This is a genomic window from Paenibacillus sp. TC-CSREp1, from assembly GCF_050171015.1.
GTDB classification, from domain to species: Bacteria; Bacillota; Bacilli; order Paenibacillales; family Paenibacillaceae; genus Paenibacillus; species Paenibacillus silvae.
The window spans coordinates 20,046-33,658 of sequence record NZ_JBNOKM010000011.1 but is presented as its reverse complement, the minus strand read 5'-3'; the positions used below and the strand labels follow the sequence as shown (position 1 = coordinate 33,658).

Annotated in this window: 11 protein-coding genes; 3 read left to right on the top strand and 8 right to left on the bottom strand. The window is 46.0% G+C overall.

The window, feature by feature from the left end; genetic code table 11:
- Positions 1 to 147 precede the first annotated feature (147 nt).
- The 3 genes from ACQSGY_RS17755 to ACQSGY_RS17745 all read right to left on the bottom strand — a co-directional run bounded on the left by ACQSGY_RS17755 (position 148) and on the right by ACQSGY_RS17745 (position 2,847).
- Complete coding sequence (locus ACQSGY_RS17755) at positions 148 to 1,806, bottom strand: DUF4179 domain-containing protein (RefSeq protein WP_427179519.1); 1,659 nt, start codon at positions 1,804 to 1,806, stop codon at positions 148 to 150.
- Positions 1,763 to 2,320, bottom strand: a complete 558-nt coding sequence (locus ACQSGY_RS17750) for an RNA polymerase sigma factor (protein ID WP_427179517.1) — start codon at positions 2,318 to 2,320, stop codon at positions 1,763 to 1,765. Before ACQSGY_RS17750 ends, ACQSGY_RS17755 begins: the two co-directional genes overlap by 44 nt.
- Positions 2,321 to 2,508: 188 nt before the next feature.
- A complete protein-coding gene (locus ACQSGY_RS17745) occupies positions 2,509 to 2,847 on the bottom strand; it encodes a zinc ribbon domain-containing protein YjdM (RefSeq protein ID WP_145404927.1) in 339 nt (112 codons plus the stop codon).
- A gap of 326 nt (positions 2,848 to 3,173) precedes the next feature.
- On the opposite strand from ACQSGY_RS17745, the gene ACQSGY_RS17740 reads away from it, so the two are divergent.
- Both ACQSGY_RS17740 and ACQSGY_RS17735 read left to right on the top strand, forming a co-directional pair.
- Positions 3,174 to 4,325, top strand: a complete 1,152-nt coding sequence (locus tag ACQSGY_RS17740) for a VanZ family protein (RefSeq protein WP_427179516.1) — start codon at positions 3,174 to 3,176, stop codon at positions 4,323 to 4,325.
- A gap of 189 nt (positions 4,326 to 4,514) precedes the next feature.
- Complete coding sequence (locus ACQSGY_RS17735) at positions 4,515 to 4,694, top strand: hypothetical protein (RefSeq protein WP_427179515.1); 180 nt, start codon at positions 4,515 to 4,517, stop codon at positions 4,692 to 4,694.
- A 717-nt stretch (positions 4,695 to 5,411) separates the two neighbouring features.
- Here the strand turns inward: ACQSGY_RS17735 and ACQSGY_RS17730 are convergent.
- The 3 genes from ACQSGY_RS17730 to ACQSGY_RS17720 all read right to left on the bottom strand — a co-directional run bounded on the left by ACQSGY_RS17730 (position 5,412) and on the right by ACQSGY_RS17720 (position 7,969).
- Positions 5,412 to 6,869, bottom strand: coding sequence for a carboxylesterase/lipase family protein (locus tag ACQSGY_RS17730; protein ID WP_427179513.1), 1,458 nt, complete (start codon positions 6,867 to 6,869; stop codon positions 5,412 to 5,414).
- A 153-nt stretch (positions 6,870 to 7,022) separates the two neighbouring features.
- A complete protein-coding gene (locus tag ACQSGY_RS17725; RefSeq protein WP_427179511.1) occupies positions 7,023 to 7,199 on the bottom strand; it encodes a hypothetical protein in 177 nt (58 codons plus the stop codon).
- 29 nt (positions 7,200 to 7,228) lie between these two features.
- Positions 7,229 to 7,969, bottom strand: coding sequence for an SDR family oxidoreductase (locus ACQSGY_RS17720; RefSeq protein ID WP_427179509.1), 741 nt, complete (start codon positions 7,967 to 7,969; stop codon positions 7,229 to 7,231).
- Between the two features lie 207 nt (positions 7,970 to 8,176).
- Here ACQSGY_RS17720 and ACQSGY_RS17715 point away from each other — a divergent pair, with 207 nt between their 5' ends.
- A complete protein-coding gene (locus ACQSGY_RS17715; protein ID WP_427179507.1) occupies positions 8,177 to 8,518 on the top strand; it encodes a winged helix-turn-helix transcriptional regulator in 342 nt (113 codons plus the stop codon).
- A 265-nt stretch (positions 8,519 to 8,783) separates the two neighbouring features.
- Here ACQSGY_RS17715 and ACQSGY_RS17710 read toward each other — a convergent pair whose 3' ends face one another.
- Both ACQSGY_RS17710 and ACQSGY_RS17705 read right to left on the bottom strand, forming a co-directional pair.
- Positions 8,784 to 12,839, bottom strand: a complete 4,056-nt coding sequence (locus ACQSGY_RS17710; protein ID WP_427179505.1) for an S-layer homology domain-containing protein — start codon at positions 12,837 to 12,839, stop codon at positions 8,784 to 8,786.
- A gap of 202 nt (positions 12,840 to 13,041) precedes the next feature.
- Positions 13,042 to 13,590, bottom strand: coding sequence for a hypothetical protein (locus ACQSGY_RS17705; RefSeq protein WP_427179504.1), 549 nt, complete (start codon positions 13,588 to 13,590; stop codon positions 13,042 to 13,044).
- Between the last annotated feature and the right edge of the window lie 23 nt (positions 13,591 to 13,613).

The window sequence follows — 13,613 nt, the reverse complement described above, 5'->3', positions numbered from 1 at the left end:
TCTATAGTAATGACACTTTCCGGTCCCATACTCCTCATTGTATTGCTACTCATTTATTGATCTTATAGGCCATTGAAAGTAAGGTTGATGGGTTCGGATTGACTCAACATCACTGTTCTTCGGATAGCCTGATCCTGACTCGTATTTTCACTTCTCTTCCAGCAGCGGTACAGTCACTTCACGTTCCGGTTCTTCTATACTGTACATATAAGGATATACAACTGCCGTGTCTGCAGTGTACTTCTCATATCGGTCAATGCCCTGATTGTTCCCGTCTCCGGCAAACTGTGTCTTGGCTGACATACCGTAACTCCGTTCACCTTTCTCAAGCATAAACGTCTGATTTATTCCCCCAAAACGAGCATCATCGCTATATCTCTCCACATACAAATCACCGTCCTTGCGATAATATGTCCAGTGGATGATGAAACCGCCCAGCTTGGAATCCAAAACCTGTGGTTTGTCACTAATGGCGGATAACGTAATCGGCTCCGATTCACCCTCAAATTTATTCACTTTATGGTGGGCTCGAAGAGTTATCGGTGTGTCAGGAGGGATATTCAGCCCCGGACTGACTTCAAACCGAAGCTCCGTCTCACCTTTGTCATTCTCTGAAGGCCAGATTCCTCCCTCTAGCTGAGTCCCCTTCACATCCAGTGTGTATTTCAAATAGGGGAGCTCCCTGTACGGTTGTTGATCCGCAAGAATGACCCTGATTTGTGTAGGTGTGATGATGGCTTCCTTGACCATGACGCTATCCGATTGCGGGTCCAGCGGGATGTTAAGCACTCTTTTACTCGTGCCGCTGAGCATCTCTGTTTTATCCAGACGTATACTGATATCCAGTGGCTGGTTCATGCTGCCTTCTTCTTTACTATAAGCGAGTACATACGAGGATGCTTGCTGCTTCAGCTTTTCCAGATTATAGAACTGCTCTGATATATATTCACCGTGTGCTCCAGGCTTACCACTGATACTCGGTGCAACCTCTTCCAGTACCTGGCCTTTTTGATCGTAAATCTTTAGAGAAGGATAAGCGTACTCTTGAACCTCGGGCTGACTAAAGGTCAGTGCGGTGGATAGCATCACTTTATGATCCTGTTCATGGAACACATTTACTGCGAGTTTATCCAAGCCATCCTTGTTGATATCAAACAACTGGGACTGCTGTTGAGACAGATCCAGCCTGATTTTTTCCTCTGCAGGGGCTAACACCTGAATCCCGCCTACTGTAAATTCAACATTCGCTTCGTTTCCTGAAGGTGTCCAGTCGGTCTCAAAATAACCTTTATATTCTCCATCCGTCTGGTCGAGAACATGATAGTAACTGCCTTCAATCACCTTGCCGCTCTCATCACGCAGCCCGATCGAAGAAAATCTGACGTCATCCCCTTTGTACGAGCCAGGGTTCAAGGTATACAGAATAACCGTACGATTATCATCGGAAAAGGCTGTATCCAGCGTTAAGGTTACTCCTTTTACTGTCACGGACTGATTCAGCTTCTGCCCAAGTCCGTTCTGCATTGCAGACTGAATGCCGCTCCGGTGATCCATAAGGTCAAACCAGTTATAATGAACTGCTGCATATACGGGCGTTGCCATAAGAACCACCGCGGCTGTTCCGATCAGTACCGTCTTTTTCCATCTTAAATGCCTATAACCCTTCCCTTGCCCTGTCAAAAGGTGAAGTTCAGGACATCTCTCCTGATCCCGCTGGATCTGTTCCCACATAGCATCAAAATCGGGATAGCGAATATCCGCATCATTTTTCAGATGATGAGATAACTGACTTTCCGTATGCTTCATTGTACATCTCCCCTTTCTGATGATGCTTACCGGTCTTCTCCCATCTTTTTCTCAGCAAACGAAGGCCCTTATAGATTCTTGATTTCACTGTACCCACCGGAATGTCCAGAATCTCTGCAATCTCCGCCAGGCTTAATTCATTCATATAACGCAGCAGCATGGCTGCGCGAATCTTCTCAGGCAGCTCCTGAACCCACTGCTGCCAGCGCTCCATTTCCTCTACATGCTCAACAATGGTATCTACCGGCTCAGCTGTCCGCTGCGGTGTAAGCATAAATTGCTTTTTCTCCCGCTGCTTAGTTGTCCGTTCTCTTTTCAGAAAATTAAGACAGTGATTCACTGTAATTTTCATCAACCATGTCTTCATATACTCCACCTTCCGCCAATCCTGACGGAACACGGTAATAAACACATCATGGCAGACATCCTCTGCATCCTGAGCGTGATGGAGCATGTAATAACAAGTTCGGTACACGTCCCTGCTGTACAGCTCGAACAGTTCCTTTTCGTTCATACCATCCCCTCCTTTCTCTGCATCAGCCTTTTCAAATCTATAGACAAAGCCGATGCTTCAAAGGTTCATTCCTGCTGTCTCCCTACCAAAAAAAAAGAACGTTCATTTCTACAATGCTGTAGAGAAGAACGCTCTTTCTGGATGAAGATGCATACAGCCGATCACAAGCATCACGCTTAGATGGGCATTTAGATTTTTTTCACAAATTCGGACTTCAGCTTCATCGCACCCAGACTGTCAATCTTGCAATCAATGTCATGATCCCCGTCAATCAGGCGAATATTTTTCACCTTGGTGCCTTGTTTCACGACGAGCGAGCTGCCTTTGACCTTAAGGTCTTTAATGACTGTAACCGTGTCACCATCATTCAGTACATTTCCGTTAGCATCGCGCACCACTTTGGCATTCTCCTCCTGCTCCTCAGCTTCCAGTGACCACTCATGCGCGCATTCCGGGCAGATCAGCAGCAGGCCATCCTCATACGTGTACTCTGAATTACATTTCGGACAATTAGGCAAGTTAGACATATGTATTAAACTCTCCATTCTGATTTTAGCTATCTCGCAAGTATACAGAATTTCGACGATATGTTCCATACCATGGATCACTGCATCCCTGTCAGGTATGGATTGAAGGATATATTCAGGTACATATTTAAACCAGATTTAAAAGAAATCAACCTTCACTTTAAGGTAACCCGCTTATGATTAATAAATAAACTATCACCTTAATCATATGATAACAGGCTGCTACCGCACCTTGTACGGCATCTCTTGCTGGCCTGTCATCCTGCTAAAATATAAATGATAGTATCACCTGACCGTTACTCTTATCTCAAAAGGAGCTTCCGCTTATGTCATCTTATGTGTTCCCCATTCAGACTGCGTTTATTATCTTTGTCATTGCATCCATGTTCCTGCTGGTGCCTTGGTTAATCTATGGTTATCGCAAAGACGGCTTCTTCAGTTGGTCACGGTTTGCCATTAGCTTTTCATTTGTTTTCTACCTGCTCGCTGCCTACTGTCTGGTCATTCTGCCGCTTCCTACGACTCGAAACACCTGTGCTCAGCAGGCCGCAGATACGGTCTATTACAATCTGACACCATTTATGTTCGTCAAAGACATTATGCGGGAAACACCCATTGTCTGGTCCCAGCCGTCAACCTGGATCAACATGATCAGGGGCCGAGCCTTCCTGCAAGTGATGTTTAACATCCTGCTTGTCATGCCGCTGGGGGTATACATCCGGTATTTCTGGCAAAAGAGAGCGTTCTGGAAACACGCCCTGGTAGCCGGGTTCGGGCTTTCCTTATTTTTTGAGGTAACTCAACTGACCGGGTTGTACGGATTCTACAGCTGTCCTTACCGGCTGTTCGATGTGGATGACCTGATGATGAACACCTCCGGTGCAGTGATCGGATTCTTTGCAGCTCCGCTGCTGCTGGCACTGTTTCCGTCCAGAGCGAGTATCCAGGCCAAAAGTGAACAGATTGTTGAGCAAGATCGTGTATATCCTGTTCCTCAGTTGCTTGCGCTTCTGATCGACGGTATTGTCGTGGTTGTCATCACCAATTTTTTGTCCATTTTCACATTAACCAATGACATTCAAACGGTATTAGACACGTCAACGGCAATGGTTATTGTTCTGTTCTTCATCCCTTGGGTTCGCAACGGATATACACCGGGATCTGCTATTCTGCGCTTCCGTTATGTGGATCGTCAGAGCGGTACACCGACACTTCCTGCGCTGTTGAAACGATTTATTGCCATATATGCCCCGTGGCTGCTGTTAACTATCATTCAACTGGTTAGCAAGTATGCCTACCCTAACTATCGGGAGGATATGCTGCAGCCTTATCTCATCTGGATTTCTCTGGCCATCGGCGCCCTGTACCTGATCGTATACCTCACGCTATTTATTCATGCGATCGTGGTGTTGTTCTCTGGCGGCAAACGTTCCTTCTACTTCGATGAGGTTTCTCGTATCCGGGCCTCGCGGAAATAACAAGAGTATGTCTCTTGCTTCCACTGCGGTCAATCGAACGAATGCAATACCACACGACATCACACAGACCCCAAAAGGCGGCCTTTCATGGATCATCCATGAGGCTGCCTTTGATGTTTGGAGATGCTGTATCCCAAGATTTCAATTTCTTGAAAGCATGGAATATGGGGTGTCGCTTATATATGAAACATGAGTTTGAGTGACGGACGCTACGCGATCGCGGGTATAGCCAAATTGCCTGAAGTTGAGAGTTTACGATCCGGAAAGATTGTTATGGTGCTGGATAATGCCCGTATTATCATGCGACTACCTCAACCCCTTCTGGAAGAACAGAAGGAACAGGTAGAAATCACCTTTTTACCTCCGTAAAGCCCGACGTTTAACATCTTGCAAAGGCTTTTTGGTCTGCGAACTGTGTTACGTGGTTCGTGGTCTGCGTTCTGCGATGTGTGGACTGGGTCTGTGGTGCGTGGTCTGCGGTCTGTGGTTCGGGGTACGTGGTCTGCGATGTGTGGTCTGCGGTCTGTGGTTCGGAGTACGTGGTCTGTGATGTGTAGGGGGAAGGTCGATCGGTTTGCGGACTTTGATATATAGATATATAGATATGTAGTTCATCTCTAACGAATCGTAGAGAGCTTATCAGGTGTTTTTGAGCGCATTATAATTCTAACGAATCACAGAGACGTTATATCGCTGATTTTGCGCTATTTGAGGTTGTTTTTCCAACTTTTTGCTGTAATAAGCTTCCTGTGAATCGTTAGAATTCGCACAACCTGAATTGAGGGCCAATAAGGTTTGTAGGAATCGTTAGCATTGTAAAGTGTTATATTTTGGGATGATATTTAAGTTGAACGATTCATTTTACACTATAACGAAGAGAACAGAAAAAACCTGGATAGGCGGAGCTAAAAGCTTTCTGAAAGAAAGCGGCAACGGAAGCATAAGCTTCGCCTTCATGCCCGGATTTTCCCCTTAGCAAAAAGGATTTTCCTAAATCCGGGCATAACAGATAGTCTCCAGGTGATTCTGTCATTTTTGCATACAAAGATTCCAGGGATCTTTGATTATATATCAGAGATGACTTATCTATACACCCAACAGTTCGCGCTTGGATGATTCAGGATCATGCACGACCTCAATCTCATGGTTGAAGATAAGTGTGGCCCGATTTTGACGATATTCAGGCCATTCAATTCCGGCAACCACAGGCTTGCCAGCCTTGGCAAAAGCAATCCAGGCGTCCTGCACCTTCAGTGCAAGAGCCTTTGCAGCTTCATCCGGCTCGGCTTTCATGAATTTCAAGGCATCCAGCGTGTTAAACACAAAGAAGATCTCGATGCTGTGAATAGCTCTCTGTAACAACGGATGCTCCGGCATCACCCAGTCAAAGCGGTACATCCACACCGGCGCATGCTGCTGCTGTGCAGCTGCATACTGCAGCGCGGAGCGCCAGAAGAACATATCGGTCATAGCCTGAGCCTGTCCATCCGCAGTTTTCGGATAGCTGTCCGCAATTGCAGCCCGATTCTCCAGATCAGGTGTCATGAAATCAACCCCCTGCACCATATCAATCTCCTTCGAGTATGGTACATGCGGCTGAATAAACAGCGATCCCTCATGCAGTGTTGTTCCGATGAGTATCGGTATATCCTTAGCCGAGCCCTCGCTCACAGCCTGAAGCGGGATTTGCGGCAGTGTCTCGCCATCCAGCACAGGCTGGAATAACAAGGCCATACCTGCTCCGCTCTGCTGCTTTACCGTTTCTGCCGCCGCCATAATCTGCTCCACCGGTATACTGTTCAGCTTCTGCAGGTTGTTGCGGTCTACACCCAGCACCTTCAGCATGCCCTCTCGCAGGGCAACCGCCTGTTCTTCCGGCATGAACTGCGATGCACCACTCTCCATAATCGCACGTTGGAACAGCCCTTTGGCAGATGGCATCGCCATCAATGCAGCAATGCTCATACTTCCTGCCGATTCGCCAAACACAGTAACCTGATTCGGGTCACCACCGAAGGCAGTGATGTTCTCCTTCACCCACTGCAGTGCTGCCACCTGATCCAGCAGACCTGCATTGGATACAAAACCCTCGCCCAGCGGAGCCATGTGGAGGAACCCGAGTGGTCCAAGACGATAATTGATGGTCACCACAATAACATCGCCACGAACAGCCAGCTGGGTGCCATCATATACAGGCAGACTGCCTGAGCCGGTTACAAATGAACCTCCGTGAATCCAGACCATGACGGGAAGGGGGTGACTGCTTTCTTTTTCAGGGGCCCAGATGTTCAGATACAGACTATCCTCTGACTCTGGCGGCTTCTGCTCAGACATCCCCTCTGAATTGTGACGCGGCTGTATGTTCTCAGGACCAAATTCGGTCGCCTGTTTAATTCCATCCCATGACTCAGGTTGTACCGGAGCCCGGAAACGCAGCTCGCCTACTGGCGGCTTGGCATACGGAATGCCTTTCCACACACTTGCACCTTGTAAAAGCTCGCCTTGAACCTTACCATATTTCGTTTGAACCTGAAGTTCTCGCATGCGTCTTCTACATCCTCTCCGTAATAAGTAAATGGTTTTTTCCAACGTTTGGAATAAACATGTGTATCTATTTGAGTATAAATCGTAGCTACACCCATTTACAAATTTTGTGCGACATGACGTATTTGCGTGACGTTTCACGTGGAACGATATTTAAATTTGTGAATAGAGCACCGTATACTCAGCACCCTCGATCCATTCTCCGGCAGCAAGGTCCCGGCCCTTCACGACCAACTGATCCGTACAAATCTCCACATGCAGCCCTTCGCAGCCCTCCGGATGCTCATCTGAATCGGTCCAGAGACAAGCAGTGGAGAAGGCATTAAACATGGTCTCTCACGAGACTTACATAACCGCTATCAAATTAAAGTATACCCTCCGTCTACATACAACGTACTTCCGGTCGTGAACGTATTTGTCATCAGATATGTGACGGTATGTGCAATTTCTTCATTGGAGCCCACACGTTTGAGCACGGACATGTTCTCATAATCTTTGAAATGATCGCCTCGCGGTGTTCCTTCCTGCCCTTCCCGCCAGATGGTTCCTGGGGAGACTACGTTAACACGGACAGGAGCCAGCTCGACGGCAAGTGCTTTTCCCAAGCTCTCAATGGCTCCGTTACAAGCAGCATATGAAGCTCCTCCATCCAGTGGACGCTGGCTAAACCCGCCAGACATCAGTGTGATTGAACCTGAGGAAGCGAGATAGGGTACAGCGTACTTTGCAGCAAAATACTGAGGCCAAAATTTACCCTTGAAGCAACTTTCTGCTATCACCCGATCCGAAGTTAGCGGGCCTCGGGTATAGGCCGCTCCCGGGGTGAACAGATGATCGAATGCACCAACTTGAGCAAAAAATGTTTCGATCAGCTGTTCATCCTGATTGTCCAGCACATAAGTTTCGACAACTGCACGTCGGTCTCTATCCCCTCTTACCATCTCAATCTGGTTTCGTGCCGCCTCCAGCCTGGATGACGATCTACCTGCAATGACGATTGACGCGCCTGCCTCGGCTGCCTGGATTGCGGTAGCCAGTCCGATGCCTGAGCTTCCACCAATGATAACAACCCGTTTATTCTCCAGTGTATAGCGATTCATCTATTATCTTCCCCTTGTCTTCGGTTATATACGCGAGTGAGTTCACGTACTGTTCATTATTGAACACATAAAAAGCGCTGAACAGTACGCACTTACATCGTACCTAGTACGAAATTGCATACTATTGGGGTAGAGAACTCAGCAGAAATGAAGAAAATCCGTTACAATAAATAGAACAATATAACCAGATAAACCGAGGTGATTACTATGGATTTACAAGAGCCACGGTTAGAAGGTGTCATAACGACACTAGAGACCATTAATGGGAAATGGAAACCCCTCATATTATTTATTTTATTGAAAGAAGGTACCAAACGATTTGGTGAACTACGGCGCATGATTCCTGATGTATCTCAAGGCACGTTAACGAAGCAATTGCGTGAACTGGAGCAGGATCTGATCATCGTACGCACACTCTACGGGGATGTTCCACCCAAAGTGGAGTACTGCCTGTCTGAACATGGTGAGACCATCGGCACATTATTGGACAGCATATGCGGCTGGGGTAAAGCACATCTGGACTATCTGAACAGCACCCACAAGCCATAGAAACTGCCCGCTTGTTGCACATATATAAATCACGGAATTTCAACGTTATGTGCAACGCTTGCGCATATTGTACGCCAAATAGCCTGTTGCTACATCATCCATGGCCGCAGGCATTGTTTTTCCTCCGATATTTCTTTGATTTTATGTAGAACCCCTATGCGGTACAGGACAGCCAAAAAGGCCGGGGATCATATTCCCGGCCTTTTTGTGCTTGGATCTTTTGTTCATTCAGAAATGGTTGTTTGTTCTTTGCTACTGTTCATTCTTACTTCTGCGCCGCCGCTTCAATATCGGCATATGCCCAGTGTGTGGTAGGCACATCGCTAAAGGATGGTGTTGCTGCTCCTGTCAGCGGTGAACGCTTGAACAATACGTTCAGCACTTTAACCGCTTCCGCACGAGTCAGCTTGCCTTCTGGTTTGAACGAGCCATCCTGGTAGCCTGTCATCAGCCCCGCAGATTGCACGTATGCAATCGCTTCTGCTGCCCACAGATCAGTAGGTACGTCGGTAAAGGAAGCTGCATTTGCCGTTTTTGCAGTAGTGCTTGTGCTAGTTGGAGTTGCTGCCGAGGTCGTTCCCGTTGTCGCCGCTGCATCAACTTCTTGCTTCTGCAACCAGCGGTACGCAATCGTCGCCATCTGTGCACGTGTAATCGAACCTTCCGGTGCAAACACGGAGCTGCTCAGGCCATTCATAATACCTGCAGCCTGCGCTTGCTCAATCTCGTTCGCGGCCCAGTGTGTTGCGACCACATCTTCAAAGCTTGCCGCTGTTGCAGGTGCTGTTGCTGCTTCAACCGACAGATTGCGGGCGAGCATCGCCGCCATTTGTGCACGTGTCACGAACGCATCGGGACGGAAGTCTGCACCGAAACCTTGGATGTACGGATGGTTTGCTGGTTGAGCAGCATTTAGTCCGTCTACAGAAACTAGTGTAAATGTACTGAACTTCGTTACAGTGAACTCAATCCCTTCACTGCTATCTTCCAGCTTCACCAGTTTTCCTCGTACCAGTTCTTTCGTACCGTCGCTGTGTTCAATATACACAGCCAGGTTATTCAACGCTTGCTGACGTGCAGCTGCATCCGTTGGCAGGCTGTTCCCCAGCGGCAGAGTCAGTGTCACTTCACGGCTCTGCATATTTGTTTCAATCTCTACTGGACGAGCCAGTACCCGTACGTTTGCGTTTGGAGCTGCTTGCTGAATCACTTGCTCTTTCTTCGCACGATCCTCTACTTCTTTGCGCTCGGATTCCTTTTTCAGCGGAACGATGCGGAAATACAAGTCTTGATCGAACCCGGCAATAGATTTGGTCGGAATCGAAATGGCTACATTTTGTGTTGAAATTTCCAGCTTGAGCGAGCCGTCACTCAGCTCTTTAACAGCGGTTTTAGGAATTTCAACCCGTGTCTCCGACACGGCATCCTTCGTATCTGGAATGACGATACGTGCGGTATCGGTACCCAGCTGTTTCGCTTTTTCAACCGATTGCTTGGCAATCGAATCTGTCATTTTCACCAGATCTTTAACGGTTCCGTTGGTTTCGGTTGTACGTGTGATCGGTGTTTTGGTCAGATTCGTGCCGTTAACTCCATTCACATCTACCACGAGTTGCTCTTGCTTGGTCGTTGGTGCAGGGGCTGACGTTACTGGTGTAGAAGTGGATGATCCACCTCCAGTGTTGTTGCCCGGGTTAGGTGTGGAGCCATTACCATTGCTGCTGTCACCATTAGCTGTAAAGACAATTTTCACAGCACGCCCTGGCAACTGGTCACTGATCGCTTTATATCGGACCCATACTGTCTTATCTCCACTCAAATCCAGTTTCTGAATGGACGCAAGATCAATCCAGCTTAATTTTCCATCGAAGGAAATTTCCATCGTGTCATCCAAACCAGTAATTTTGTTGTTAATGTCATCCCCTTGAATCTTGGGAGCGGTAAAGAATCGATTGATTACATACTGCAGATTTCCAATATCCTCATAGCTGTCTTGTTCGTTAAGCACCCACTCAGCTAACTCCATCCGTACTTCAGGGTTGAGCTCTACTCTTTTGGATAGATCGAGGGCACCTGTACGATCAAATTTATATTTGTTAAAGAAAACTTCACCCTCAAGCTGATCATTCATCGCTTTATCCAGCCATTGATTCATTAGAGGCGTAGAGTTAGACTCTCCGAAGGAAGTATAAGGCATCGAGAAAAGGCCAAGCACAATATCCGGATTTACAATATCTCCTGCAAACTCCCCTTCCAGTCCTTCAAAGGCAATTGCATGCAGATAGTTGTAAGCAAACACACCTTTATCTACTTTACTGCGCTCCAGATACTTTTCACCAATGCTGCGGAGTCCGTATGTCTGTTGATCATTAAAATGATGAGTACCATCTACCAACTTCTGAGCCAGAAGATCAAGCTTGGCTTTCAGCGTACTTAATTGTTTTTGCTCCCATACGGACTGGGCCAGGTAACCGAGTTCAATCATATATTGAACCTGACCTTTGTTATCAAAATCGTTCTTTACGTTCTTGATCAGGAAGTCTGCAATGAATTTTCTAACCTGCATGGATACCGCACCATACCCTTCAGGGAAAGCAATGCCCAGATCAGGATTTTCCATTGCTATACGCATAGCTTCTGTACTTCCACTTTTCTTCGCAGCATTCAAGACAGACAAAGCATCTGTACCGTTATCATCTGTGAAGAATTTGTCAAAAGCAGCCTGGATTTGAACAAATGTTGCGTATCCTCCAGATGGACGTTCCGCTATCATATGATTGGCAAGTTTCTGCCAATCTTCATTTGTCTCTAATTCGTTTATTTTACTCACATCAAGAGGAAAGTTGTTAATTGATTCTTGTGATGAATTTGCATTATGTTCTTCTACCTTCTCCTGAAGGTCCTGCAGCTTTTCTAGCACGAACATCATTTCATCGGTCGACTGTCCTGTACTGTTAATTGAAGGAGTATCCTGTACCGCGCTATCGATATAAGACAGTACTCCCTTCACAGCATTATTTCTTTTTGATCTCAGGCCCAAGATATCTGCTGTCATTTCTTTTTCAATGTTTGAAAATTGAAGGTATGTCTCAATATTTTTATAAAACATGCTTTCAGCAGCAGGGTAATCAAAATAAAGCTTACGGTCAAACTGATTCAAATACAGCGCATCCAATGAGGATATAGCATTTTGCCCACCGTATGCACGAATAAACTCCAATGCTTTTTGTGCTGACTGAACTAAAAACTGAACTTGTCCCTTATTTGCATATCCATCGCTCGTCGGCGGATCTAAATTAAGCATATATATGACGATTGCCTTCTGATCCTCTGTTGAAAGCTGTTCAAAATCAGGTGTAGTTATGAAATTTTTATCGCTCAGCAATTCGATTGCTTCCTCGATGAAGTCTTCCGCGTTGCCTTGATCCGCTGCCTTCTTCAATTGGTTATACTTGGTGAGCCCTGGTTCAAAGAATGCATCAAATGCTTTTTGAACGTCGGATACCGTTTCATAACCATCATCCTTATGATCAAGCATCCATTGAGCAAGTGCATTTTTAGTTTCTTCATTTTGAATCGTATTCATCTTGTCCATATTAAACACAAATGGTCGAACGCCTTCGGTCTGCCCCACTTGTGGAAGGAACATCATATATATTCCAAAAAGCGAGTCGATCGCCCCATTCATACTGTTGATATCAGTTGCTTTATTTATCTCTATATACTCATCGAGTTTGTAATTCATCATTGCGAGCTGACTATTATGGTAGATCGTAGCACTATTCTTGAAAACTAGATTGTGGAACAGTATATTATCAAGAAACATTGTCCGATCCGCACCTGTCAGCTGCATATAACGAGATGCAGATTGTGTCCACTCCGATTTGTCGACACCCGAGAAGTAGGAATTCCACTTCCCTAGCGAACTGTATACCTGATCCATTTTCTCGCCTAATGCATCAATCTCAAACTGTCCGGGTATTACACTGACGTTATAAATCAGTTTAAATGCATATACAGCGTGATTATCACTCTCATATTGCACATCTGATGGAATCAGCATGATCATACCTCTGGCAATCTCATTCTTTTGATCTTCGCTTAATGCTGAGTAACCTTCAGGCAGTTCTAACAGTTCTCCTTCTTCGAGCACATTACGAACATTAGCTATTTTTTCGCCCGGGTTGGAATCATCATATCCTTGTCTCTCCATGTTTATAAGTTCGAATGGGTAAGATTTGGCGCTCACCACACCTCCAGGGCTTACAATCTGAAGCAACATCACCGCCACCAACAAAAAACTTACTATCTTTCTGAACAAGGCTTCGCTCTCCTCTCATTTCATGTTTGATTCTTGTGCCTATATCTTTGGACCTAGTTTAGAACACAACAATAAACAGAATCTAAACAGGAAATGATAATAAAAGGAAAAAAATCCACTCTTTAGTTAAAAATAGAGTGGATTTCTTCATATTTTTCGTCAAAATTCATCATTTCAAAAAAATTTTCAAGTGAATTCCTTGTTAATGGTCCGTCTTTGCCTGATACTCCCTTAATCTCCCCTCATACACCAGCTTCAGCTGCTCGCATTGGCGAAAATCATCCGGGGTCACAAGCGCAGGCAGCTTGTTCCACAGCTTGATGCCGGAGCGCTGCAAAATTTCGGCGACAAACTGGGAACAAAAATAAGAGTTGCTGAATTCCACCGGTTCCTTGAGAGTGATGCCAATGACACCTAGCAGATTGTACATATATTTCTGACGGCTGCGAATGAAAATGTGCAGCACACGCTTCATTTTTTCCACTTCACGCTCTGATACCTGAAGCTCATATATCACACATGTCGTGTTCGGATATTTGCTATATGTACCTGTCTGGATATCCTCCTTCACAAACCCGCCGTTCAGCGGATTGCTCGGATGCTTGCGGCCAAAGCTGTACAGCTCCGTTAATTCCCGGTCGAATGAGATTGATGCATGATTATACGGCGCTCGGGTATAGCTCTGAATTACTCTTGTAAACAACGTCCCCGTGTTAGTCAGCAAAATATATATTGAACGTTCATCCGTCATTCCCATATTTCCCCTTATCATTT